The organism is Variovorax sp. Root318D1 (genome assembly GCF_001424835.1).
Taxonomy (GTDB): Bacteria; Pseudomonadota; Gammaproteobacteria; order Burkholderiales; family Burkholderiaceae_C; genus Variovorax.
On the sequence record NZ_LMCQ01000024.1, the window covers coordinates 425,166 to 446,888 of the forward strand.

Consider the following 21,723-nt stretch of genomic DNA (forward strand, 5'->3'; position numbering starts at 1 on the left):
GTGGCGGCTACACGCCGCGCGCGCGATCCGTCTTGAAGCGCGCCCTGAACGCCGTGAAGCTGTCCGCCTCGAGCGATTCGCGGATTTCGCGCATCAGGTTCAGGTAGTAGTGCAGGTTGTGGATGGTGGTGAGCATCGGCCCGAGCATTTCGGCGCAGCGGTCGAGGTGGTGCAGGTAGGCACGGCTGAAGCCTTCGCGCCCGCCGTCGTTCCACGAGACGCCTGACGTGCCCGCGCAGGCATGGCAGGTGCAGCTCGGGTCGATGGGCTGCGGGTCGTTCTTGTGCCGCGCGTTGCGCATCTTCAGGTCGCCGAAGCGCGTGAACAGCGTGCCGTTGCGCGCATTGCGCGTGGGCATCACGCAGTCGAACATGTCGACGCCGTCGGCCACACCCTGCACCAGGTCTTCGGGGGTACCCACGCCCATCAAATAGCGCGGCTTGTTCGCGGGCAGCCGGTGCGGCGTGTGGCCCATGATGTGCAGCATCTCTTCCTTCGGCTCGCCCACGCTCACGCCGCCGATGGCGTAGCCGGGAAAGTCCATGTCCACCAGCGCGGCGAGGGATTCTTCGCGCAGGTTTTCGAACATGCCGCCCTGCACGATGCCGAACAGCGCGTTCGGGTTTTCGAGCCGCGCGAATTCGTGCTGGCAGCGCTTGGCCCAGCGCAGGCTCAGCTCCATCGAAGTGCGCGCCTCGGCCTCGGTCGTGATGTGGCCCTTGGTGTCATAGGGCGTGCACTCGTCGAACTGCATCACGATGTCGCTGTTGAGAATGGTCTGGATCTGCATCGAGACCTCGGGCGTGAGGAACAGCTTGTCGCCGTTGACGGGCGAAGCGAACTTCACGCCCTCTTCGCTGATCTTGCGCATAGCGCCGAGCGACCACACCTGGAAACCGCCCGAGTCGGTGAGGATGGGCTTGTTCCACTTCTCGAACTGGTGCAGCCCGCCGAAGCTGGCCATGACGTCGAGGCCGGGACGCATCCAGAGGTGGAAGGTGTTGCCCAGGATGATCTGCGCACCCATTTCTTCCAGGCTGCGCGGCATCACGCCCTTGACGGTGCCGTAGGTGCCCACGGGCATGAAGATCGGCGTTTGCACCACGCCATGGTTGAGCGTGAGCGTGGCCCGGCGCGCGTGGCTGTCGGGATCGGTCTTGAGAAGTTCGAACTTCAGGCGTGGCAGGGGCGTGGCGTCGGTCATTTCTGGGTGGCGGCGCCGGCGTCCGGCAGCAGCATCAGGATGGTACGGTTGAAGTCTTCGACGGCGAGCAGGCGGCCCTGCCGGTCGACGGTGATGCCGGTGGGGCGGCCCATCGGGCGCACGCCGGGCTTGGGGTTCCAGCCGGCGAGCCATTCGATCGGCTTTCCGGAGGGGAGGCCCCGCGCATTGAGCTTGTAGCCCACCACGCGGTGGCCGGGCGCCTGGTGGCCGCGCCATGCCACCAGCAGCTGGCCCGCAAAGCGGCTGCCCGCGGGCCCGACGATCATCTGCAGCGGTGCGACGTGCGCGGGCCAGAGCATCAGCGGAGCCTCGGTGGCCTTGCAGTCATGCCGGTTCTCGTAGCCGCGCGCGGGCCGGCGGTTGCCGACGCAATAGGGCCAGCCATAGTCGCGCCCGGCTTGCAGCCGGTTCAACTCTTCGGGGGGCTGGCCCACGTCTTCGTAGTCGATGGAGTTCTCGCCCTGCAGCACCGTGCCCTTGGCCGGGCCGTCCGGCAGCACGGTCAATGCGACCGAGTTGCGCAGGCCTGTGGCAAAGGGCTTGAAGCTCTGCAGCTTGTAGTCCGGCCCCGCGAGCACGGCTTCGTACACCGTGGCGCGCGGCTTCGGTCCGGCCAGGTCGGGGCAGAGCAGCGGGTATTGCTTCGACGACGCATCGCGGCAGGCATCGGAGTCGGAGCCGACGTTCACGTAGAGCCGTCCACCCGGCCCGAAGGCCAGTTCCTTGAGCGGATGCGTGCCATCGCCCGGCAACCCGTCGATCACCGTCTCACGCTGCAGTGCGCCGCCGGGCGAAGGAACCGGCGTTCGCCAGACCGTGCCTGACTCGCCGATGTAGATTTTGCCGTCGGGTCCGGCAACGAGCCCCAGCGGCCGGTCGAGCTGCTCGGCCAGCACGCTGAAGTGCGCGCGCCGCGGCGCGGGACCGTCGGCGGGCAGCACCATCTCAAGCAGGCGGCCGCGTCGCGGTTCCCACGATCCCATGTCGATCACCCAGTAGCGCCCCGGCGCCACCTCGAGGATTCGCCGGGGCGCGCGCAGGCCCTGTGCCTCGTCGGCCAGCAGCGCGACGCAGGTGCCTGCGGGGCTGGCGATGTCGAGCCGCGCATGGCCGCCACAGACCCCCTGCGGGGTGTAGCCGCGCGCATGGCCGGCCGCCGGCAGCAGCATCGCGCACCCGAATGCGGCCAGCCAAAGGCGCGGGGCGCTGATCTTCATAGGGCGGCGCGCGCCAGCAGCATGGCGTCGCCATAGCTGAAGAAGCGGTATCGATGGGCAATGGCGTGGGAATAAAGCGCCATCACATGCTCGTAGCCGGCAAAGGCCGAGACCAGCATCATCAGCGTGCTCTTCGGCAAGTGGAAGTTGGTGACCAGCTGGTCGACGTGCTCGAAGGCAAAGCCTGGCGTGATGAAAATGCGCGTGTCGCCCGTGGCCTCGCCGCTCTTGGCCCACGATTCGAGCGTGCGCACGGTGGTGGTGCCGACCGCGACCACGCGGCCGCCGCGTGCCTTGCATTCGGCAATCGCGCGCCGCGTGGTTTCGGGCACCTCGTAGCGCTCGGCGTGCATCGTGTGCTCGGCAATGTTCTCGGTCTTTACCGGCTGGAAAGTGCCGGCGCCCACGTGCAGCGTGACGTTGGCGCGTTGCACGCCGCGCGCGTCGAGTTCGTCCAGCAGTGCTTCGTCGAAATGCAGCGCGGCTGTCGGTGCGGCCACGGCGCCGGGCACCCGCGCGAACACGGTCTGGTAGCGGCTCTCGTCGTCGGCCGAATCGGTGTGCGTGATGTAGGGCGGCAGCGGCACGTGGCCGCAGCGGGCCATCAGCGCATAGGGATCTTCGCCCGCGTCGCTTTCAAAGCCGAACCGGAACAGCGCGCCCTGCTCGTCGGGCCAGCGGCCCAGCAGCGTCGCACGAAAGCCGCCCACCATCTGCAGCGTGGTGCCCACGGGCGGCTTCTTGCTGACCTTCATATGCGCAACAACCTCGTGGCCCTGCAGCACGCGCTCGATCAAGAGCTCGAGCTTGCCGCCGGTCGGCTTCTCGCCGAAGAGGCGTGCCTTGACCACGCGCGTGTCGTTGAAGACCAACAGGTCGCCTTCGCGCAGCAACGAAGGCAGGTTCTTGAAGATGCGGTCGACGGGCTCGCTGCCGGTGCCGTCGAGCAGGCGGGAGGAGGTGCGTTCAGAGGCCGGGTGTTGCGCCACCAGCTCGGGCGGCAGGGCGAAATCGAAATCGGAGAGCGTGAAGGCGCGCATGGTGCTTGAGGGCCGGACGGGCCCGTGCCAAGGAGGCGTGGAAGATGAGTAAAAGCGTGGCTGGAGCCGGGCAGAATTGTCCCATGCCCGCTTCCGCGAAGTCAGTGCCGCCCGAAAAGACCTCAAGCCCACCCGCCGCCGCCCCAGCCGCGCCCGGCGCGGGCCTGAGCGCCGTGCAGCGCGCACTGCGCAAGCTCGGCCTGGTGCGCGACATCGACTTTGCGCTCTACCTCCCGATGCGCTACGAGGACGAGACGCGCATCGTGCGGCTGGCCGACACGCGCGACGGCGACATGGCGCAGGTCGAAGGCGTGGTGACCGAGTGCGAAGTGGTGTACCGACCGCGGCGGCAACTGATTGCCACCATTGACGACGGCAGCGACACCTGCCAGCTGCGCTTCTTCAATTTCTATCCCTCGCAGCAGAAGCAGCTCGCGGTCGGCGCCCGGGTGCGCGTACGCGGGGAGGTGCGCGGCGGTTTCGTCGGGCGGCAGATGATGCATCCGACCGTCAAGGCGGCCGGCACGGCGCTGCCCGAGGCGCTTACGCCCGTGTATTCCACCGTGGCCGGCCTGCCGCAGCCGGTGCTCCGGCGCGAGGTGCGCTCGGGCCTGGCGCGAGCGGTGCTCGACGAGACGATACCGGTGCAGATCGGCCTTCGCGGCGCCTGGGACTTGCGCAGTTCGCTGACCTTCCTGCACTACCCGACGCCCGACGTGGCGATGGCCACGCTCGAAGACCACAGCCATCCGGCGTGGCAGCGCATCAAGGCGGAGGAGCTGCTGGCGCAGCAGCTCTCGCAGCTTCAGGCGCGGCTGGAACGCGCGGCGCAGCGTGCGCCGAAGCTGCCTTTTTCGCCCAAGCCGCAGCCGAGTTCGCTGCATGCGCAATTGCTTGCCGTGCTGCCCTTCGGCCTGACGGGCGCGCAGCAGCGCGTGGGCGAAGAGATCTCGCACGACCTGGCCCGCGAGATCCCGATGCACCGCCTGCTGCAGGGCGACGTGGGCTCGGGGAAGACCGTGGTGGCGGCGCTCGCGGCGGCGCGCTGCATCGATGCGGGCTTTCAGTGCGCGCTGATGGCGCCGACTGAAATTCTTGCCGCCCAGCACTTCGGCAAGCTGGTCGGATGGCTCGACCCGCTGCTGGCCGAGCGCGGCCTGCGCGTGGCCTGGCTCACGGGCAGCCAGAAGAAGAAGGAGCGCGACACCATGTCGGCCGCGGTCGAAAGCGGCGAGGCGGCCCTGGTGATCGGCACGCATGCCGTCATTTCGGAAAAAGTGCGCTTCAAGAACCTCGCGCTTGCGATCATCGACGAGCAGCATCGCTTCGGCGTGGCACAGCGGCTGGCGCTGCGCGGCAAGGCCGTGGGTCACCTCGAGCCGCACCTCTTGATGATGAGCGCCACGCCCATCCCGCGCACGCTGGCGATGAGCTACTACGCCGACCTCGACGTGTCCACGCTCGACGAGCTGCCGCCGGGCCGCACGCCCATCGTCACCAAGCTGGTGGCCGACCACCGGCGCGACGAGGTGATCGCGCGCATCCAGGCGCAGCTCGGGCAAGGGCGGCAGGTCTACTGGGTCTGCCCGCTGATCGAAGAGAGCGAGGCCGTCGATCTGCGCAACGCCACCGAAACGCGCGACGAGCTCGCGGACTCGCTCGGTCCGGCCGTCAACGTGGGGCTGCTGCATTCGCGCATGCCCACGGCCGAGAAACAGGCCGTGATGGCGGCTTTCACCGCCAATAAAATCCAGGTGCTGGTGAGCACCACCGTGATCGAAGTGGGCGTGGACGTGCCCAACGCCTCGCTGATGGTGATCGAGCATGCCGAGCGCTTCGGCCTCTCGCAACTGCACCAGCTGCGTGGCCGCGTGGGGCGCGGCGCCGCGGCCTCGGCCTGCGTGCTGCTCTATGCGCCCGGCGACAGCGGCCGCGTGGGCGAGGCGGCGCGGGCGCGGCTCAAGGCCATGGCCGAGACCAGCGACGGTTTCGAGATTGCGCGGCGCGATCTCGAAATTCGGGGTCCGGGCGAATTCCTGGGCGCGCGGCAGTCGGGTGCGCCGCTGCTGCGCTTTGCCGACCTGAACAGTGACGTGATGCTGCTCGACTGGGCGCGCGAACTGGCGCCCGTCATGCTCGAGAAGCACCCGGACCTGGCGCAGCGCCACATCGACCGCTGGCTTGGCACGAAGGCCGAGTACCTGAAGGCGTAGGCCGAGCCAGGCGCCTGCGCGCGGAGCGTTGTCGGGCGCACGCCGACCCCAGGCAGTGCCCGCTTACAGAGGCTTGCGCATAATTGACGCAAGCTATGACTCTCACCGAACTCAAATACATCGTCGCAGTAGCCCGCGAACGGCACTTCGGCAAGGCCGCCGAGGCCTGCTACGTCTCCCAACCGACGCTCTCCGTGGCCATCAAGAAGCTCGAGGACGAGCTCGAGGTCAAGCTCTTCGAGCGCAGCGCCGGCGAAGTGACCGTGACGCCGCTCGGCGAGCAGATCGTGCAGCAGGCGCAGAGCGTGCTCGACCAGGCCGCCAGCATCAAGGAAATTGCCAAGCGCGGCAAAGACCCGCTGGCCGGACCGCTGAACCTCGGTGTCATCTACACCATTGGCCCCTACCTGCTGCCCGACCTCGTGCGCCAGGTGATTTCGCGCACGCCCCAGATGCCGCTGGTGCTGCAGGAGAACTTCACTGCCAAGCTGCTGGAGATGCTGCGCGCCGGCGAGATCGACTGCGCGATCATGGCCGAGCCTTTTCCCGACACGGGGCTGGCGATGGCGCCGCTCTACGACGAGCCCTTCGTGGCCGCGCTGCCCATCAAGCACAAGTTCGCGGATCGCGAATCCATCACGTCCGACGAACTGCAGAATGAAACCATGCTGCTGCTCGGCACCGGCCATTGCTTTCGCGACCATGTGCTCGAGGTGTGCCCCGAGTTCGCGCGCTTCTCGAGCAACGCGGAGGGTATTCGCAAGAGCTTCGAGGGTTCCTCGCTCGAAACCATCAAGCACATGGTGGCCTCGGGCATGGGCGTGACGCTGGTGCCGCGCCTGTCGGTGCCCGCCGAAGCGCTCAAGCCCAAGGTCAAGGGGCGCAAGGAGCTCGAGCAGATGGTGCGCTACCTGCCGGTGCGCGACGCACAGGACCGCGATCCTCCGACGCGGCGAGTGGTGCTGGCCTGGCGCCGCACCTTCACGCGCTACGAGGCGATCGCCGCGTTGCGCAACGCCATCTATGCGTGCGAGTTGCCGGGCGTCAAGCGGCTGTCATAAAAGTCGCGAACCTGGCCTACGTGGCGGCTGTTCGATTTCGTTCATCGCCGGGATAGAGTGGCGCTGTTGCGAAGCCGCGGGTCGGCTTTCAGAATCACAGGCCTGTCTCCCAAAAGTTTGAAGAAAGAAATTCACGCCATGGCAAAAGAATCGAAGACATCGAAAAACACGTCGTCGTCCTCTTCGAAGGGCAAGGTGCCAAAGAAGGGCAATGCCCAGGTGGCGCAGGAGTCCGGCAGCCGCAACGCGCCAATCATCAACATCGGCATCGAGCGCCAGGACCGCGCCGCCATTGCCGAGGGCCTGAGCCGCGTGCTGGCCGACACCTACACGCTCTACCTCACCACCCACAACTTTCATTGGAACGTGACGGGGCCGCACTTCAATTCGCTGCATGCGATGTTCATGGGACAGTACACCGAACTCTGGGGCGCCACCGACGTGCTCGCCGAGCGCATTCGCGCGCTGGGCCATTACGCGCCGGGCTCTTACGCGGAGTTCAGCAAGATCGCCACCGTGCCGGACGTGCCGCAGACCCCGCCCAAGGCAATGGAGATGGTGCGCATCCTGGTCAAGGGCCACGAGACCGTGTCGCGCATCGCGCGCGAATTCATTCCCGTGGCCGAGGAAGCCGGCGACGACCCGACGGCCGACATGCTGACCGCGCGCTGCACGGTGCACGACCAGACCGCCTGGATGCTGCGCTCGCTGCTCGAGGACTGAAAAAGCGCGGGGCTCGCCGAGCCTTGGCACCGAGAGCGGCACAATGGCCGCTCTTTTTTTGCCTGCCGCATGCTCGCCCGCCGTTTTGCGCTCTATCTCGACCTGATTCGCTGGAACCGCCCCGCGGGCTGGCTGCTGCTGCTCTGGCCTACGCTGGGGGCGCTCTGGTTTGCTTCAGGGGGCTGGCCGGGCTGGCATCTGCTGGTGGTGTTCGCGCTGGGCACCGTCCTCATGCGCAGTGCGGGCTGCTGCGTCAACGACGTGGCCGACCGCGACTTCGACCGCCATGTGAAGCGCACCGCGCAGCGGCCGGTGACCAGCGGCGCGGTGTCGGTCAAGGAGGCGCTGCTGCTGGGCGCGGTGCTGGCGCTAGCGGCCTTCGGGCTGGTGCTCACGACCAATCGGCTCACCATTCTTTGGTCGTTCGCGGCGCTGGCCATCACGCTGGCCTATCCGTTCGCCAAGCGCTTCGTGTCGGTTCCGCAGGCGGTGCTCGGCATCGCCTTCAGCTTTGGCATTCCGATGGCCTTTGCGGCGGTGCAATCGACGGTTCCGGTGTTCGCTGCCTGGCTGCTGGCCGGCAATCTGTTCTGGGTGCTGGCCTACGACACCGAATATGCAATGGTCGACCGCGACGACGACCTCAAGATCGGCATGAAGACCTCGGCCATCACCTTCGGCCGCTTCGACGTGGCGGCGGTGATGGCAAGCTACGCGATCTTCCTGGCCGTCTGGGCTTGGGCTGGGGCCAGCCAGGGCCTGGGCGCCGTGTTTTTCGCAGCCATCGGCATCGCCGCGGCGCAGGCCGTCTGGCACTGGCAGCTGATTCGCGGCCGCACCCGCGACGGCTGTTTCAAGGCCTTCCGCCTGAACCATTGGCTCGGCTTCACGGTGTTCGCCGGCATCGCAGGCGGCTATGCGCTGAAATAGAGCGGGCGAAGACCGGGCCGCTCAGGCCTTGCCGAATTCCTCGCCCAGTTCCGCCGCGCGCTTCTGCGCCGCGCGAATCGCGGTCTTGAACTTCGCCTTGACGTCGGCACCCTCGAGCGAAGTGAGGGCCGCGTAAGTGGTTCCACCCTTCGAGGTCACCCGTTCGCGCAGCACCGACGGCGGCTCGGTGGCGCTATGCGCCAGCGCTGAGGCCCCGGTGAAGGTGCCAATGGCCAGCCGCTGCGCCTGGTCGGGCGACAGGCCCATTTCGACCCCGGCTTCGGTCATGGCCTCGATGAAATAGAACACGTAGGCCGGGCCCGAGCCGGACATGGCCGTGACCGCGTCGAGCGCGGCTTCGTCGTCGACCCAGAGCAGCTCGCCGGTCGGCGCCAGCAGCTGCCCGACCAGGGCGCGATCGGCCGCGTCCACCCCGGCGCGTGCATAGAGGCCGGTCATGCCCTGGCCCACCAGCGCGGGCGTGTTGGGCATGGCGCGCACCACGCGTTCGCTGCCGAGCCAGCGCGCAATGCTGCCCGATGGAATGCCTGCAGCCACGCTCAGGTGCAGCGCGTTTTCGGCGAAGGGGCGCACCGGCAGGGCCGCGTCCGCAAAAGTCTGCGGCTTGACCGCCCACACCACCACGGCGCAGCGCGAAAGGGCTTCGCCGGCCTCGTTGTGTGCGGTGATGCCGAAGGACTGCGCCAGTTTCCGGCGAGCCTCCTCGAAGGGCTCGACCACCTCGAAGGCGTCGGCGGGCGTGCCCTGCTTGATGAGGCCGCCGATGATGGCGCTGGCCATGTTGCCGCCGCCGATGAAGGCAATGGGGGGGAGCGGCGCCGGGCCGGTGCGGGGCAGGAATGTGACGGCAATGGTCATGGTCGGTCGGTGTATTCGAATGCCGCGAACTGGGTTGTCTGCAGCGGGTTGAAATTGTCGTCGCTCACCACCACCAGCATGCGCTTGCCGTCCGGCAGCGCCGGCCCCCAGCACATGCCTTCGGTGTTGTCGAGGCGCGAAAGGCCGAGCTGGGCAAAGTCGGCGACCAGCGTCTTCGCCGCGGGGCGATGGTTGCCCGCGGCGAGCGCGTCGATGTCCAGCACATCGGTGGCGTCGCGGGTATCGATCTCGTAGAGGCGCAACGAGTTTCCGGCGCCCGTGGCATAGGCGCGTTCCAGCACCAGCATGCGGTCGGCGTCGAGCATCAGGACCTCGCTGATGCCATTGTCGGCAAGGCTGCCGGGAATCAGCGGCCGCTGCGGAATCGCATCGGGAACATAGGCAATCTGGCGCGTGGCCTTGCCGGTTTCCAGGTCCATGCGGGTCAGCCGGCAGGGGCCGCCCGGCGCCCTGGTGGTGGGGGTCGGGCCATCCTGGATCAGCGCGTTTTCCATGGCAAGCCAGGCGTGGCGGCCGTCGGGCGTGAGCGCCAGGCCCTCCAGTCCCAGGTTGTCGCGTGGGCCGCGGCGCTGCGAGGCATCGGCATTGAACATGGCCGGCAGGGGAAACTCGCGCAGCAGCCGGCCATCGCGCGCCGATTCGTAGAAAGCAGGTCCGAATCCCCGTGTCACGTCGCCTTCGCTGGTCCAGAGCAGGGTTCCGGTTCTTGGACGCAGGCGCAGTGCCTCTGGGTCGGGCACGGGCGCCTGGGCCTCGGCCCGGCGGCGCGCGAGCCAGGGGCCGCCGCCAGGGCGTTGCAATTGCACGACGCTCTTCGGCGCGGGCGGCTGCAGCCACGGCGGTGCCCATTGAGCGGTATAAAAACGGGCGGGGTTCAGGTCTGACCGATCATCGCTGAGAAGGATGTACTCACTTCTTTCTGCGTCGTAGTCTATGCCGGAGAGGCCGCCCGCCGTAGTGCCCTGTATATTCAGCCGGTGCGGCCAGTACGCCTCGGCCAAGCGGCGCAGCCTTACCGTTGTGGCAGTGGGGATCACCGGGCTGCCGCAGCCGGCCAGTCCCGACCCCGCTGCAGCGGCGGCCGCGCTGGCCAGCAGCCTGCGGCGCAGGGGAGATGCGGGAGCTACGGGGCCTGAATTGACGGTATGCACGCCGCCAAGTCTAGTTCCAGTGCATTTCGTGTCAGAAGGCAGTTGACATGCCCTGGCCACCGTGCAACAATCGCAGGCTTCGCTTCAAAAAGGCGAAGCTTTCAGCCCAAAGCGGAAGTGCCTCGAGTGGTTCGAGGTGCAGACGACGGGCCCAAGACTGACCGCAGCGTTTCCCTCCCGGAGGCGCATCGGTACAAGTTGGGAACTACTAGCAATGATCCAAACTGAATCCCGGCTCGAAGTGGCCGACAACACAGGCGCGAAGTCCGTCCTGTGTATCAAGGTGCTCGGTGGCTCCAAGCGGCGTTACGCCAGCGTGGGCGACGTCATCAAGGTGAGCATCAAGGAAGCCGCTCCGCGTGGTCGCGTCAAGAAGGGCGAGATCTACAGCGCAGTGGTGGTCCGCACCGCCAAGGGCATCCGTCGCGCCGACGGCTCCCTCGTCAAATTCGATGGCAACGCAGCTGTGTTGCTCAACGCCAAGCTGGAGCCTATCGGCACCCGCATCTTCGGACCGGTGACGCGCGAGCTGCGCACCGAAAAGTTCATGAAGATCGTGTCGCTGGCCCCCGAAGTTCTGTAAGGACAACAACGCCATGAACAAGATTCGCAAAGGCGACCAGGTCATCGTGTTGGCCGGGCGCGACAAGGGCAAGCGCGGCACCGTCTCGCTTCGCAAGGATGATTCGCATCTCGTCGTCGAGGGCGTGAACATCGTCAAGAAGCACGCCAAGCCGAACCCCCTCAAGGGTACGACCGGCGGCATCGTCGAAAAGACCATGCCCATTCACCAATCCAACGTGGCGATCTTCAATGCCGCGACCGGCAAGGCCGATCGCGTGGGCATCAAGATCACCCAGGGTGCTGACGGCAAGCGCGTGGCTGTTCGCGTCTTCAAGTCGAGCGGCGACGAAATCAAGTTCGCCTAAGAGGTACTCACATGGCACGTCTCCAACAACACTATCGCGAAAAGATCGCGAAAGACCTGACGGAAAAGTTCGGCTACAAGTCGCCGATGCAGGTCCCCCGCCTCACCAAGATCACGCTCAACATGGGCGTGGGTGAAGCTGTCGCCGACAAGAAGGTCCTGGACAACGCAGTTGCCGACCTGACCAAGATCGCCGGCCAGAAGCCCGTGGTCACCAAGTCGAAGAAGGCCATCGCCGGTTTCAAGATCCGCGAAAACCAGCCCATCGGCTGCATGGTCACGCTGCGTGGCGTGCAGATGTATGAGTTCCTGGACCGTTTCGTGACCATCGCGCTGCCGCGTGTTCGCGACTTCCGCGGCATCTCCGGCCGTGCGTTCGACGGCCGTGGCAACTACAACATCGGCGTCAAGGAACAGATCATTTTCCCCGAGATCGAATACGACAAGGTCGATGCCCTGCGCGGTCTCAACATCAGCATCACGACGACGGCCAAGACCGATGAAGAAGCCAAGGCGCTTCTCGCTGGTTTCCGTTTTCCGTTCAAGAACTGAGGCGAACCGTGGCTAAACAATCCCTGATCCAACGCGAACTCAAGCGTGACAAGCTGGTCGCCAAGTACGCTGCGAAGCACGCGGAACTGAAGGCGATTTCCAACGACCTGAAGAAGAGCGACGAAGAGCGCGCTGCTGCCCGCCTGGGCCTGCAAAAGCTCCCGCGCAACGCGAACCCCACGCGTCAGCGCAACCGTTGCGAAATCACCGGTCGCCCGCGTGGCACCTTCCGTCAATTCGGTCTGGCCCGCGCCAAGATCCGCGAACTGGCTTTCAATGGCGACATCCCCGGTGTCACCAAGGCCAGCTGGTAAGCCAGGCAGGAGCAAACAACATGAGCATGAGTGATCCCATTGCCGACCTGCTGACGCGTATCCGTAACGCGCAGATGGTGGCGAAGCCCACTGTGTCGATCCCGTCTTCCAAGGTGAAGGCTGCGATTGCACAGGTCCTGAAGGACGAAGGCTATATCGACGGCTTCGAAGTGAAGACCGAAGACGGCAAGTCCGAACTCGTCATCACGCTGAAGTACTACGCTGGCCGCCCGGTCATCGAGCGCATCGAGCGCGTGAGCCGTCCCGGCCTGCGCGTCTACAAGGCCAGTGCTTCCATTCCGCAAGTCCAGAACGGCCTCGGCGTTGCGATCGTCACGACCCCCAAGGGCGTGATGACGGACCGCAAGGCACGCGCTACCGGTGTCGGTGGCGAAGTGCTGTGCTACGTCGCCTAACCGAGACATCGAGGAGTAACTGAAATGTCCCGAGTAGGAAAAATGCCGATCACCATCCCCGCAGGCGTGGATGTGTCGATCAAGGAAGACCAGATCAGCGTCAAGGGCACGGGCGGCACGCTCAACCTTGCACGCAATGTGCTGGTCAAGGTCGTCAGCAATGACGGCAAGCTGAATTTCGAGCCCGCCAACGAGTCGCGTGAAGCGAACGCGATGAGCGGCACGATCCGTCAGCTGGTGAACAACATGGTGGTTGGCGTGACCAAGGGCTTCGAGAAGAAGCTCAACCTGGTCGGCGTCGGCTACAAGGCTGCAGCCTCCAACAACAAGTTGAACCTGCAAGTCGGTTATTCGCATCCGGTCAACATCGAAATGCCCCAAGGCATCACGGTGGCCACCGCGACCCCGACCGAAATCGTGATCAAGGGTGCTGACCGTCAGCGCGTTGGTCAAATCGCCGCTGAGATCCGCGCTGTTCGTCCGCCTGAGCCTTACAAGGGCAAGGGCATCCGTTATTCGGACGAGAAGATCGTGATCAAAGAGACCAAGAAGAAGTAAGGGGCAGCAAAATGATGTTGACCAAAAAAGCACAGCGTCTTCGCCGCTCGCGCCAGACCCGCATTCGCATCGCGACGCAGGGCGTGGCCCGTCTGACGGTGAACCGCACCAATCTGCACATCTACGCCACCGTCATCTCCGACGACGGCACCAAGGTGATTGCCACCGCATCGACGGCCGAAGCCGAAGTGCGCACCGCACTCGGCGGCTCGGGCAAGGGTGGCAATGCCGCCGCTGCAACGGCCATCGGCAAGCGCATCGCTGAAAAGGCGAAGGCTGCCGGCGTCGAGAAGGTCGCCTTCGACCGCGCAGGTTTTGCGTACCACGGCCGCGTCAAGGCGCTGGCCGATGCGGCTCGCGAAGCCGGTCTGCAGTTCTAACCGGACACGAGATTCAAAATGGCAAAGATTCAAGCAAGAACGCAGAACGAAGGCCCTGAAGACGGTTTGCGCGAGAAGATGATCGCGATCAACCGCGTCACCAAGGTGGTGAAGGGTGGTCGTATCCTCGGTTTCGCAGCACTGACCGTCGTGGGCGACGGCGAAGGCCGCGTCGGCATGGGCAAGGGCAAGTCGAAGGAAGTGCCTGCTGCCGTGCAAAAGGCGATGGAAGAAGCCCGCCGCAACCTGGCCAAGATCTCGATCAAGAACGGCACGCTGCATCACCGCGTGACGGGTCACCATGGCGCCGCTTCGGTCGTCATGATCCCCGCCCCGAAGGGTACCGGCATCATCGCCGGCGGCCCGATGCGCGCCGTGTTCGAAGTCATGGGCATCACCGACATCGTGGCCAAGAGCCATGGTTCGTCGAACCCCTACAACATGGTTCGCGCCACGCTCGACGGGTTGAAGAACTCGACGACCGCGTCCGAAGTGGCTGCCAAGCGCGGCCTGACCGTCGAAGAAATCTTCGCCTGAGCGCAAGCTCTCGCAAGGCTGAAGGAAGCATTCAAATGACGACGCAACAACAAACCCTCAAGGTGCAATTGGTCAAGAGCCCGATTGGCACCAAGGAATCGCATCGCGCGACCGTGCGTGGCCTCGGCCTGCGCAAGCTCAACAGCGTGAGCGAGCTGCAAGACACCCCGGCGGTGCGCGGCATGATCAACAAGATCAGTTATCTGGTCAAAGTTCTGTAAGAGAGACTGATATGGAACTCAATGGCATCAAGCCGGCGGATGGCGCCAAGCACGCCAAGCGCCGTGTCGGCCGCGGTATCGGCTCCGGTATCGGCAAGACCGCAGGTCGCGGTCACAAGGGTCAGAAGTCGCGCGCAGGCGGTTTCCACAAGGTTGGCTTCGAAGGCGGTCAAATGCCGCTGCAGCGTCGCCTGCCGAAGCGCGGCTTCAAGTCGCACCTGCTGAAGTTCAACGCCGAAGTCACGCTGACTGCCCTCGAGCAGCTCGGCCTGGCCGAAGTCGATGTCCTGGCGCTCAAGCAAGCCGGCCTCGTGGGCCAGCTCGCCAAGGTGGTCAAGATCATCAAGACCGGTGAACTCACCAAGGCCGTCAAGCTGACGGGCGTGGGCGCAACCGCTGGTGCCAAGGCTGCAATCGAAGCAGCCGGCGGCAGCATCGCCTGATCACACTGGACTGAAAGAAGTTCTTCGTGGCAACTAACGCGGCAACGATCGCAAAGACAGGCAAGTTCGGCGACCTCCGTCGCCGGCTGGTCTTCTTGCTGCTCGCGCTCGTGGTCTATCGGATCGGCGCGCACATTCCTGTGCCGGGCATCAACCCGGACCAGCTGGCTGCGTTGTTCCAGGGCCAGCAGGGCGGCATCCTGAGCCTGTTCAACATGTTCTCGGGCGGGGCGCTGTCGCGCTTCACCGTGTTCGCGTTGGGGATCATGCCGTACATCTCGGCGTCGATCATCATGCAGTTGATGACCTACGTTGTTCCTACCTTCGAGCAATTGAAGAAGGAAGGCGAGGCTGGCCGTCGCAAGATCACGCAGTACACGCGCTACGGCGCACTTGGCCTGGCATTGTTCCAGTCGTTCAGCATCGCAGTGGCACTCGAGTCGTCGGCTGGGCTGGTGAATGCTCCCGGTTTTGGCTTCCGCCTGACCGCGATGGTGAGCCTCACGGCAGGTTCGATGTTCCTGATGTGGCTCGGCGAGCAGATTACCGAGCGCGGCCTGGGCAACGGCATCTCGATCCTGATCTTTGCAGGTATCGCGGCCGGCCTGCCAAGCGCTATCGGCGGTCTCGCATCGCTGGTGACCACCGGAGCGATGAACCCGATCATCGCGCTCTTCATCATCGCGATCGTGGTGCTGGTCACCTACTTCGTGGTGTTCGTCGAACGCGGCCAGCGCAAGATCCTCGTGAACTATGCGCGGCGCCAGGTCGGCAACAAGGTCTATGGCGGCCAGTCGTCGCACCTGCCCTTGAAGCTGAACATGGCCGGTGTGATTCCGCCGATCTTCGCCTCGTCGATCATCCTGCTGCCGGCAACGGTGGTCGGCTGGTTCAGCACCGGTGAAGGTGGCTTCGGCTGGATCAAGGACATTGCCGGCGCGCTGCGTCCGGGSGAGCCGATCTACGTGCTGCTGTACGCTGCCGCGATCGTTTTCTTCTGCTTCTTCTACACGGCACTCGTGTTCAACAGCAAGGAAACGGCCGACAACCTCAAGAAGAGCGGTGCATTCATTCCGGGCATCCGTCCGGGTGACCAGACCGCTCGCTATATCGACAAGATTCTGGTTCGCCTGACGTTGGCCGGCGCGGTGTACATCACCTTCGTCTGCCTGCTGCCCGAGTTCCTGATCCTGAAGTACAACGTACCGTTCTACTTCGGTGGTACCTCCCTGCTGATCATCGTGGTCGTCACGATGGACTTCATGGCCCAGGTGCAAAACTACATGATGTCCCAGCAGTACGAATCGCTGCTGAAGAAGGCCAACTTCAAGACATCGTAGGGCTGTGAGTTTCAGTTTGAGAATTTGGGTAGGGGCGGTGTACCGCCACGTTAAACAGTTTTAGGAGAATGAAATGAGAGTTTCGGCTTCGGTCAAAACCATCTGCCGTAATTGCAAGGTCATCCGCCGTAAAGGTGTGGTGCGTGTGATTTGCACCGACCCGCGCCACAAGCAGCGCCAGGGTTGATTGAAGAGTATTAGAGGACGCACATGGCACGTATTGCTGGCATCAACATTCCGCCGCACAAGCACGCTGAAATCGGCCTGACCGCCATCTTCGGCATCGGTCGCACGCGCGCCCGTCAAATCTGCGAAGCGAGCGGCATCGAATATTCGAAGAAGATCAAGGATCTGACCGACGCCGATCTCGAAAAGATCCGCGACCAGATCGCTCTCTTCACCATCGAAGGCGATCTGCGTCGCGAGACGACGATGAACATCAAGCGTTTGATGGACATCGGTTGCTATCGCGGCTTCCGTCACCGTCGCGGCCTGCCGATGCGCGGCCAGCGCACGCGCACCAATGCCCGCACCCGCAAGGGTCCGCGCAAGGCTGCGCAGTCCCTGAAGAAATAAGGATAGACCAGCATGGCTAAAGCACCTGCAAACAACGCCGCACAGCGCGTTCGCAAGAAGGTTCGCAAGAACGTTGCGGACGGCATCGCCCACGTGCATGCCTCGTTCAACAACACCATCATCACGATCACCGATCGCCAGGGCAACGCCCTGTCGTGGGCTTCGTCGGGTGGCCAGGGCTTCAAGGGCTCGCGCAAGTCGACGCCGTTCGCTGCGCAGGTGGCTTCCGAAGTGGCCGGCCGTGCTGCTGTCGAACAAGGTATCAAGAACCTCGACGTCGAGATCAAGGGCCCAGGCCCCGGTCGCGAATCGTCGGTGCGCGCACTGGCAGCGCTCGGCATCCGGATCAATTCCATTGCCGACGTGACGCCCGTTCCGCACAACGGCTGCCGTCCCCAGAAGCGTCGCCGCATCTGATCGTCAGTCCGCAAGGCGCAGCCGGCTTTTGAGCGGCTGCGCATTTGTTTTTTTACTAAGCCCACCGCCATCCGCGTCTTCGCCGATGGCTCCCGCAGGCAACTGCGGCAGATGACACAAAGGAAAACTCGTGGCACGCTACCTCGGCCCCAAGGCCAAACTCTCCCGCCGTGAAGGCACCGACCTGTTCCTGAAGAGCGCCCGCCGCTCCATCCAGGACAAGGCCAAGTTCGACTCCAAGCCCGGCCAGCACGGCCGCACTTCGGGTCAGCGCACGTCCGACTACGGCCTGCAGCTGCGCGAAAAGCAGAAGGTCAAGCGCATGTACGGCGTGCTCGAGAAGCAGTTCCGCCGCTACTTCGAAGAAGCCGATCGTCGCCGTGGCAACACCGGCGCCAACCTGCTGTTCATCCTCGAATCGCGCCTGGACAACGTCGTCTACCGCATGGGCTTCGGCTCGACGCGCGCCGAAGCACGCCAGCTCGTGTCGCACAAGGCGATCACGGTGAATGGCCAATCGGTCAACATCCCGTCGTACCTGGTGAAGACCGGCGACGTGATCGCCGTTCGCGACAAGTCGAAGAAGCAGACCCGCATCGCCGAAGCGCTCCAGCTCGCCCAGCAAGTCGGCATCCCGGCCTGGGTCGAAGTGAACGCCGACAAGGCCGAAGGTACCTTCAAGAAGGTGCCTGATCGCGACGAATTCGCAGCCGACATCAACGAATCGCTGATCGTCGAACTGTACTCGCGCTAAACAGACGATAACGGGTCGCCCTTCGCGGCCCGAGTTTGATTTTTTTGTTCCCATCGGGAGGCACTCTCGACGGGTGCTTCACCAGCCTTACCGGTGTAACGAGCCGGGGGTATTGAGAGGAAGTCTGCATGCAAACCACCCTGCTGAAACCCAAGACCATTCAGGTCGAGCAACTTGCCGCCAACAAGGCCAAGGTCACGCTCGAGCCTTTCGAGCGCGGCTACGGCCACACGCTCGGCAACGCGCTGCGCCGCGTTCTGCTGTCGTCGATGGTCGGTTATTCGGCCACCGAAGTCACGATCGCCGGCGTTCTGCACGAGTACTCGTCGATTGACGGCGTGCAGGAAGATGTCGTCAACATCCTGCTGAACCTCAAGGGCGTGGTGTTCAAGCTCCACAACCGCGATGAAGTCACGCTCAGCCTGCGCAAAGACGGTGAAGGCCCGGTGCTGGCATCGGACATCCAGACCCCGCACGACGTCGAGATCATCAACCCCGACCACGTGATCGCGCACCTGTCGCAAGGCGGCAAGCTCGACATGCAGATCAAGGTCGAAAAGGGTCGCGGCTACGTGCCCGGCACGATGCGCCGCTACGCCGACGAGCCGACCAAGTCGATTGGCCGCATCGTCCTGGACGCTTCGTTCTCGCCCGTCAAGCGCGTGAGCTACACGGTCGAAAGCGCTCGTGTCGAACAGCGCACCGACCTGGACAAGCTGCTGGTCGAAATCGAAACCAACGGTGCGATCACCGCCGAAGACGCAGTTCGCGCCTCGGCTAAAATCCTGGTCGAGCAACTGGCCGTGTTTGCACAGCTCGAAGGCGGCGAACTGGCTGCATTCGACACGCCGGCACCGCGCAGCGCACAGCAATTCGACCCGATCCTGCTGCGCCCTGTCGACGAGCTCGAACTCACCGTGCGTTCGGCCAACTGCCTGAAGGCCGAAAACATCTACTACATCGGTGACCTGATCCAGCGCACCGAGAACGAGCTGCTCAAGACCCCGAACCTGGGTCGCAAGTCGCTCAACGAAATCAAGGAAGTGCTTGCCTCGCGCGGCCTGACCTTGGGTATGAAGCTTGAAAGCTGGCCGCCGGCTGGCCTCGACAAGCGTTGATTTTTTGAAGAGAGCCCATGAGGGCTCGTGCACCGGGCAGTACCTGATACGGCTGCCTGTTTAAATAAAGTAAAGGAAAGCACCATGCGTCACGGACACGGACTCCGCAAACTCAACCGCACCAGCTCGCACCGCCTTGCGATGCTGCAGAACATGATGAATTCGCTCATCGAGCACGAAGTCATCAAGACCACGGTCCCCAAGGCCAAGGAACTGCGCCGCGTCATCGAACCGATGATCACGCTCGCCAAGAAGCCCACGCTTGCCAACAAGCGCCTGGCCTTCGACCGCCTGCGCAGCCGCGACAGCGTCGTCAAGCTCTTCGCCGATCTGGGCCCGCGTTTCGCGGCACGTCCGGGCGGCTACACGCGCATCCTGAAAATGGGTTTCCGCGTGGGCGACAACGCGCCGATGGCTCTGGTCGAACTGGTCGACCGTCCTGAAATTAAAGAAGAAGCCGCCGAACAAGGCGCTGCTGAATAAGGTATAATTCCATCTTGCCGCGCGATGGAGCAGCCTGGTAGCTCGTTGGGCTCATAACCCAAAGGTCGCAAGTTCAAATCTTGCTCGCGCAACCAATTTAAAAGGCCCTTTGAATTTCAAAGGGCCTTTTTTCTTGGGTCGAAGAATGCAAATAAAAAAATGCCCTCGCGAAGAGGGCTTTTTTATGGGCGAGTGTTTGCGTCAGTCCGGGATGACGGCCGTGACCTCGATCTCGATCTTGGCGCGCGGCTCGACCAGCGCCGCCACCTGCACGCAGGTCATGGCTGGAAAGTTGCGCCCCATGGCGTCGCGATACACGGGCCCGAGTTCAGCGAGCCGGCGGCTGTACTCGTCGCGGTCCGTCACGTACCAGGTCATGCGCACCATGTGCTCGGGGCCGGCGCCGGCTTCGCGCAGCACTTCCGCGATGTTGCGCAGTGCCAGGCCGCACTGCTCGATGAAGTCGTCCGACTCGAATTGCTGCTGCGCATTCCAGCCGATCTGTCCGCCGACGAACACCATGGTGCCGCGCGCGGCCACGCCATTCGCATAGCCCTTGGGGGGCAACCAGCCCGCAGGCTGCAAAAGTTTGTTCATCATGATGTGGTGTCGTGGTCGAGTTGTCTCAGTTTGAATCGCTGGAGTTTGCCGGTTTCGGTGCGCGGCAGGACCGTCACGAATTCGATCTCCCGCGGGTATTTGAACGGCGCGATGGTGGCCTTGACGTGGTCCTGCAGCGCCTTGACGAGTGCGGCATCGCCTTCATGGCCGGGCTTCAATACGCAGTAGGCCTTCACGATCATGCCGCGGTCTGGATCCGGCTTGCCGATCACGCCGCATTCGGCCACGGCAGGGTGCTTGAGCAGCGCATCCTCCACCTCGGGACCGCCCACGTTGTAGCCGGCCGTGATGATCATGTCGTCGGCGCGTGCTTGGTAGAAGAAGTAGCCATCGTCGTCCTGCACGAAAGAGTCACCGGGGTAGTTCCAGCCGTTCTTCACGTAATCGCCCTGGCGAGGATCGTCGAGATAGCGGCAGCCCACCGGCCCCTGCAGCGCCAGTTTGCCGACGGTGCCGCGCGGCACCTCGTTGCCCTGGTCGTCTACTACTTTTGCGGTGAAGCCGGGCACAACCTTGCCGACCGCGCCGCGGCGCACCTGGTCGCCAGCCGCGGAGATGTAGATGTGGAACACCTCGGTGCCGCCGATGCCGTCGAGCATCTCGATGCCGGTGGCTTCCTTCCACAGTTGCCGCGTGGCGTCGGGCAGTGCCTCGCCGGCGCTCACGCAGATGCGCAGACTCGGTGCGCCGTGCTGCCGCACGAAGGGCGCCATCTGGCGGTAGAACGTGGGCGCGGTGTAGCAGATGGTCGCACCGACCTCGTTGATGAGCTTGACGAGCCCTTCGGGCGTGAACGGTGCATCGGCAAAGTACACCGAGGCACCAGCCCACATCGGGAACACCAGCAGTCCGCCAAGCCCGAATGTGAAAGCCAGCGGCGGCGAGCCGATCACGACATCATCGCTTCGCGCCTTCAGCACGTGGCGCGGCCAGGTCTCGCACATCACCAGCACGTCGCGGTGCGTGGTGACCGGCGCCTTGGGCTTGCCGGTGGTGCCCGAGGTGAATGCGAGCAGGGCGATGTCGTCCGACGCCGTGGGGCAGGCCGTAAACACGCCGCTCTTGCCGGCCGCGCGCGCCGACAGAGAATCGGGCGCATCGGGCTTGTTGAACGCGATTACCGTGGCAAGCACTGGGTGCTCACGTTGCGCCAGCACGAGCTCCTCGAGCAGGCGGCCATCGCACAGCGCCGCCACGGGGCGTGCCTTTTCGATAATGTCGCCCAGTTCCTTGGCGCGCAGCAGCGGCATGGTGGCCACCGCGATCAAGCCGGCTTTCACCACGGCGAGCCACGACAACGCCATGGCCACGGAATTGCCGCCGCGCAGCAGCACGCGATTGCCGGGCACGAGGCCCAGGTCCTCCGTCAGCACCTGCGCAATGCGGTTGACCTCGACGGCTGCCTGCGAATACGTCAGCGTGCCGGCGGGTGAGCGCAGCATCGGCTTGTCGCCGAACCCCTTGGCGGGTGCCTTGTCCAGCAGCTCTTCGACCAGGTTCAGCTGATCGGACAGCTGCAACTCCGGCAGGTCGTAGCGGAAGACCGGCAACTGCTCGGCAGGCGGCAGGCGGTCGTGAACGAAGCGGTCGACTTGTGCAGACACG

General features: G+C 64.5%; 28 protein-coding genes and 1 tRNA gene. 22 read left to right on the forward strand and 7 right to left on the reverse strand.

Annotated elements, in window-relative coordinates:
• Positions 1 to 7: 7 nt before the first annotated feature.
• From tgt to queA, 3 genes are read right to left on the reverse strand one after another with little or no spacing between them, the layout of a single operon-like run.
• Complete coding sequence (gene tgt / locus ASC78_RS24870; protein ID WP_055807800.1) at positions 8 to 1,204, reverse strand: tRNA guanosine(34) transglycosylase Tgt; 1,197 nt, start codon at positions 1,202 to 1,204, stop codon at positions 8 to 10.
• A complete protein-coding gene (locus tag ASC78_RS24875) occupies positions 1,201 to 2,442 on the reverse strand; it encodes a PQQ-dependent sugar dehydrogenase (protein WP_055807802.1) in 1,242 nt (413 codons plus the stop codon). The genes tgt and ASC78_RS24875 overlap by 4 nt, the downstream gene beginning before the upstream one ends.
• The gene (gene queA / locus ASC78_RS24880; protein ID WP_055807804.1) at positions 2,439 to 3,482 is read right to left on the reverse strand and encodes a tRNA preQ1(34) S-adenosylmethionine ribosyltransferase-isomerase QueA; all 1,044 of its coding nucleotides are present in this window, start codon (positions 3,480 to 3,482) and stop codon (positions 2,439 to 2,441) included. Before queA ends, ASC78_RS24875 begins: the two co-directional genes overlap by 4 nt.
• A gap of 83 nt (positions 3,483 to 3,565) precedes the next feature.
• Here queA and recG point away from each other — a divergent pair, with 83 nt between their 5' ends.
• The 4 genes from recG to ubiA all read left to right on the forward strand — a co-directional run bounded on the left by recG (position 3,566) and on the right by ubiA (position 8,409).
• A complete protein-coding gene (gene recG / locus ASC78_RS24885; RefSeq protein WP_055807806.1) occupies positions 3,566 to 5,695 on the forward strand; it encodes an ATP-dependent DNA helicase RecG in 2,130 nt (709 codons plus the stop codon).
• 95 nt (positions 5,696 to 5,790) lie between these two features.
• Complete coding sequence (locus tag ASC78_RS24890; protein WP_055807808.1) at positions 5,791 to 6,756, forward strand: LysR substrate-binding domain-containing protein; 966 nt, start codon at positions 5,791 to 5,793, stop codon at positions 6,754 to 6,756.
• A 138-nt stretch (positions 6,757 to 6,894) separates the two neighbouring features.
• Complete coding sequence (locus ASC78_RS24895; protein WP_082517652.1) at positions 6,895 to 7,479, forward strand: Dps family protein; 585 nt, start codon at positions 6,895 to 6,897, stop codon at positions 7,477 to 7,479.
• A gap of 69 nt (positions 7,480 to 7,548) precedes the next feature.
• A complete protein-coding gene (ubiA, locus tag ASC78_RS24900) occupies positions 7,549 to 8,409 on the forward strand; it encodes a 4-hydroxybenzoate octaprenyltransferase (protein WP_055807810.1) in 861 nt (286 codons plus the stop codon).
• A 21-nt stretch (positions 8,410 to 8,430) separates the two neighbouring features.
• On the opposite strand, the gene proC is transcribed toward ubiA, so the two are convergent.
• Entirely contained in the window at positions 8,431 to 9,288 is an 858-nt protein-coding gene (proC, locus tag ASC78_RS24905) for a pyrroline-5-carboxylate reductase (protein ID WP_055807812.1), read from the reverse strand.
• Complete coding sequence (locus ASC78_RS24910; RefSeq protein WP_055807920.1) at positions 9,285 to 10,418, reverse strand: esterase-like activity of phytase family protein; 1,134 nt, start codon at positions 10,416 to 10,418, stop codon at positions 9,285 to 9,287. The genes proC and ASC78_RS24910 overlap by 4 nt, the downstream gene beginning before the upstream one ends.
• Positions 10,419 to 10,674: 256 nt before the next feature.
• Here ASC78_RS24910 and rplN point away from each other — a divergent pair, with 256 nt between their 5' ends.
• The 18 genes from rplN (at position 10,675) to ASC78_RS24995 (ending at position 19,592) form a co-directional block, all read left to right on the forward strand.
• The gene (gene rplN, locus ASC78_RS24915; protein ID WP_009124801.1) at positions 10,675 to 11,043 is read left to right on the forward strand and encodes a 50S ribosomal protein L14; all 369 of its coding nucleotides are present in this window, start codon (positions 10,675 to 10,677) and stop codon (positions 11,041 to 11,043) included.
• Positions 11,044 to 11,056: 13 nt separating this feature from the next.
• Positions 11,057 to 11,389 (forward strand): 50S ribosomal protein L24, encoded by a 333-nt coding sequence (rplX, locus tag ASC78_RS24920; protein ID WP_015867799.1) that lies wholly within the window; start codon positions 11,057 to 11,059, stop codon positions 11,387 to 11,389.
• 11 nt (positions 11,390 to 11,400) lie between these two features.
• Entirely contained in the window at positions 11,401 to 11,940 is a 540-nt protein-coding gene (gene rplE, locus ASC78_RS24925; RefSeq protein WP_013544114.1) for a 50S ribosomal protein L5, read from the forward strand.
• Between the two features lie 8 nt (positions 11,941 to 11,948).
• Positions 11,949 to 12,254, forward strand: coding sequence for a 30S ribosomal protein S14 (rpsN, locus tag ASC78_RS24930; RefSeq protein WP_015867798.1), 306 nt, complete (start codon positions 11,949 to 11,951; stop codon positions 12,252 to 12,254).
• A gap of 20 nt (positions 12,255 to 12,274) precedes the next feature.
• The gene (gene rpsH / locus ASC78_RS24935; protein WP_055807814.1) at positions 12,275 to 12,670 is read left to right on the forward strand and encodes a 30S ribosomal protein S8; all 396 of its coding nucleotides are present in this window, start codon (positions 12,275 to 12,277) and stop codon (positions 12,668 to 12,670) included.
• A 24-nt stretch (positions 12,671 to 12,694) separates the two neighbouring features.
• A complete protein-coding gene (gene rplF, locus ASC78_RS24940) occupies positions 12,695 to 13,228 on the forward strand; it encodes a 50S ribosomal protein L6 (RefSeq protein ID WP_055807816.1) in 534 nt (177 codons plus the stop codon).
• Positions 13,229 to 13,242: 14 nt separating this feature from the next.
• The gene (rplR, locus tag ASC78_RS24945) at positions 13,243 to 13,608 is read left to right on the forward strand and encodes a 50S ribosomal protein L18 (RefSeq protein WP_038111818.1); all 366 of its coding nucleotides are present in this window, start codon (positions 13,243 to 13,245) and stop codon (positions 13,606 to 13,608) included.
• An 18-nt stretch (positions 13,609 to 13,626) separates the two neighbouring features.
• Positions 13,627 to 14,145, forward strand: coding sequence for a 30S ribosomal protein S5 (gene rpsE / locus ASC78_RS24950; protein ID WP_042577478.1), 519 nt, complete (start codon positions 13,627 to 13,629; stop codon positions 14,143 to 14,145).
• Between the two features lie 35 nt (positions 14,146 to 14,180).
• Complete coding sequence (rpmD, locus tag ASC78_RS24955; RefSeq protein ID WP_009124818.1) at positions 14,181 to 14,366, forward strand: 50S ribosomal protein L30; 186 nt, start codon at positions 14,181 to 14,183, stop codon at positions 14,364 to 14,366.
• 11 nt (positions 14,367 to 14,377) lie between these two features.
• Complete coding sequence (rplO, locus tag ASC78_RS24960) at positions 14,378 to 14,809, forward strand: 50S ribosomal protein L15 (RefSeq protein ID WP_055807818.1); 432 nt, start codon at positions 14,378 to 14,380, stop codon at positions 14,807 to 14,809.
• 26 nt (positions 14,810 to 14,835) lie between these two features.
• Positions 14,836 to 16,149: a preprotein translocase subunit SecY gene (gene secY / locus ASC78_RS24965; RefSeq protein WP_055807820.1), complete on the forward strand. Its 1,314-nt coding sequence runs from the start codon at positions 14,836 to 14,838 to the stop codon at positions 16,147 to 16,149.
• 73 nt (positions 16,150 to 16,222) lie between these two features.
• Positions 16,223 to 16,336, forward strand: coding sequence for a 50S ribosomal protein L36 (gene rpmJ, locus ASC78_RS27230; protein ID WP_013544106.1), 114 nt, complete (start codon positions 16,223 to 16,225; stop codon positions 16,334 to 16,336).
• A gap of 23 nt (positions 16,337 to 16,359) precedes the next feature.
• Positions 16,360 to 16,725 carry a 30S ribosomal protein S13 gene (gene rpsM, locus ASC78_RS24970; protein WP_013544105.1) on the forward strand — a complete coding sequence of 122 codons (366 nt, stop codon included), beginning with the start codon at positions 16,360 to 16,362 and terminating at the stop codon, positions 16,723 to 16,725.
• Positions 16,726 to 16,737: 12 nt separating this feature from the next.
• Positions 16,738 to 17,142 (forward strand): 30S ribosomal protein S11, encoded by a 405-nt coding sequence (gene rpsK / locus ASC78_RS24975; RefSeq protein WP_009124825.1) that lies wholly within the window; start codon positions 16,738 to 16,740, stop codon positions 17,140 to 17,142.
• A 130-nt stretch (positions 17,143 to 17,272) separates the two neighbouring features.
• Positions 17,273 to 17,896: a 30S ribosomal protein S4 gene (gene rpsD, locus ASC78_RS24980; protein ID WP_013544104.1), complete on the forward strand. Its 624-nt coding sequence runs from the start codon at positions 17,273 to 17,275 to the stop codon at positions 17,894 to 17,896.
• A gap of 128 nt (positions 17,897 to 18,024) precedes the next feature.
• The gene (locus ASC78_RS24985) at positions 18,025 to 19,014 is read left to right on the forward strand and encodes a DNA-directed RNA polymerase subunit alpha (protein WP_028258417.1); all 990 of its coding nucleotides are present in this window, start codon (positions 18,025 to 18,027) and stop codon (positions 19,012 to 19,014) included.
• Between the two features lie 84 nt (positions 19,015 to 19,098).
• Positions 19,099 to 19,497 (forward strand): 50S ribosomal protein L17, encoded by a 399-nt coding sequence (gene rplQ, locus ASC78_RS24990; RefSeq protein WP_055807822.1) that lies wholly within the window; start codon positions 19,099 to 19,101, stop codon positions 19,495 to 19,497.
• A gap of 18 nt (positions 19,498 to 19,515) precedes the next feature.
• Positions 19,516 to 19,592 (forward strand) — tRNA-Met (locus ASC78_RS24995).
• 106 nt (positions 19,593 to 19,698) lie between these two features.
• On the opposite strand, the gene ASC78_RS25000 is transcribed toward ASC78_RS24995, so the two are convergent.
• Positions 19,699 to 20,097 carry a RidA family protein gene (locus ASC78_RS25000; protein ID WP_055807824.1) on the reverse strand — a complete coding sequence of 133 codons (399 nt, stop codon included), beginning with the start codon at positions 20,095 to 20,097 and terminating at the stop codon, positions 19,699 to 19,701.
• Complete coding sequence (locus tag ASC78_RS25005; RefSeq protein ID WP_055807826.1) at positions 20,094 to 21,722, reverse strand: AMP-binding protein; 1,629 nt, start codon at positions 21,720 to 21,722, stop codon at positions 20,094 to 20,096. The genes ASC78_RS25000 and ASC78_RS25005 overlap by 4 nt, the downstream gene beginning before the upstream one ends.
• Between the last annotated feature and the right edge of the window lies 1 nt (position 21,723).

Excerpts from the sequence above, each read along its gene's own strand:
- rplX (WP_015867799.1), top strand. The coding sequence starts at position 11,057 with ATGAACAAGATTCGCAAAGGCGACCAGGTCATCGTGTTGGCCGGGCGC.
- rpsE (WP_042577478.1), top strand. The coding sequence starts at position 13,627 with ATGGCAAAGATTCAAGCAAGAACGCAGAACGAAGGCCCTGAAGACGGT.
- rpsM (WP_013544105.1), top strand. The coding sequence starts at position 16,360 with ATGGCACGTATTGCTGGCATCAACATTCCGCCGCACAAGCACGCTGAA.
- rplE (WP_013544114.1), top strand. The coding sequence starts at position 11,401 with ATGGCACGTCTCCAACAACACTATCGCGAAAAGATCGCGAAAGACCTG.
- tgt (WP_055807800.1), bottom strand. The coding sequence starts at position 1,204 with ATGACCGACGCCACGCCCCTGCCACGCCTGAAGTTCGAACTTCTCAAG.
- rplR (WP_038111818.1), top strand. The coding sequence starts at position 13,243 with ATGTTGACCAAAAAAGCACAGCGTCTTCGCCGCTCGCGCCAGACCCGC.
- recG (WP_055807806.1), top strand. The coding sequence starts at position 3,566 with ATGCCCGCTTCCGCGAAGTCAGTGCCGCCCGAAAAGACCTCAAGCCCA.
- rplO (WP_055807818.1), top strand. The coding sequence starts at position 14,378 with ATGGAACTCAATGGCATCAAGCCGGCGGATGGCGCCAAGCACGCCAAG.
- rpmD (WP_009124818.1), top strand. The coding sequence starts at position 14,181 with ATGACGACGCAACAACAAACCCTCAAGGTGCAATTGGTCAAGAGCCCG.
- rpsK (WP_009124825.1), top strand. The coding sequence starts at position 16,738 with ATGGCTAAAGCACCTGCAAACAACGCCGCACAGCGCGTTCGCAAGAAG.
- rplN (WP_009124801.1), top strand. The coding sequence starts at position 10,675 with ATGATCCAAACTGAATCCCGGCTCGAAGTGGCCGACAACACAGGCGCG.
- queA (WP_055807804.1), bottom strand. The coding sequence starts at position 3,482 with ATGCGCGCCTTCACGCTCTCCGATTTCGATTTCGCCCTGCCGCCCGAG.
- ubiA (WP_055807810.1), top strand. The coding sequence starts at position 7,549 with ATGCTCGCCCGCCGTTTTGCGCTCTATCTCGACCTGATTCGCTGGAAC.
- ASC78_RS25000 (WP_055807824.1), bottom strand. The coding sequence starts at position 20,097 with ATGATGAACAAACTTTTGCAGCCTGCGGGCTGGTTGCCCCCCAAGGGC.
- rpmJ (WP_013544106.1), top strand. The coding sequence starts at position 16,223 with ATGAGAGTTTCGGCTTCGGTCAAAACCATCTGCCGTAATTGCAAGGTC.
- rplF (WP_055807816.1), top strand. The coding sequence starts at position 12,695 with ATGTCCCGAGTAGGAAAAATGCCGATCACCATCCCCGCAGGCGTGGAT.
- rpsH (WP_055807814.1), top strand. The coding sequence starts at position 12,275 with ATGAGCATGAGTGATCCCATTGCCGACCTGCTGACGCGTATCCGTAAC.
- proC (WP_055807812.1), bottom strand. The coding sequence starts at position 9,288 with ATGACCATTGCCGTCACATTCCTGCCCCGCACCGGCCCGGCGCCGCTC.
- ASC78_RS24890 (WP_055807808.1), top strand. The coding sequence starts at position 5,791 with ATGACTCTCACCGAACTCAAATACATCGTCGCAGTAGCCCGCGAACGG.
- ASC78_RS24875 (WP_055807802.1), bottom strand. The coding sequence starts at position 2,442 with ATGAAGATCAGCGCCCCGCGCCTTTGGCTGGCCGCATTCGGGTGCGCG.
- ASC78_RS24895 (WP_082517652.1), top strand. The coding sequence starts at position 6,895 with ATGGCAAAAGAATCGAAGACATCGAAAAACACGTCGTCGTCCTCTTCG.
- rplQ (WP_055807822.1), top strand. The coding sequence starts at position 19,099 with ATGCGTCACGGACACGGACTCCGCAAACTCAACCGCACCAGCTCGCAC.
- ASC78_RS24985 (WP_028258417.1), top strand. The coding sequence starts at position 18,025 with ATGCAAACCACCCTGCTGAAACCCAAGACCATTCAGGTCGAGCAACTT.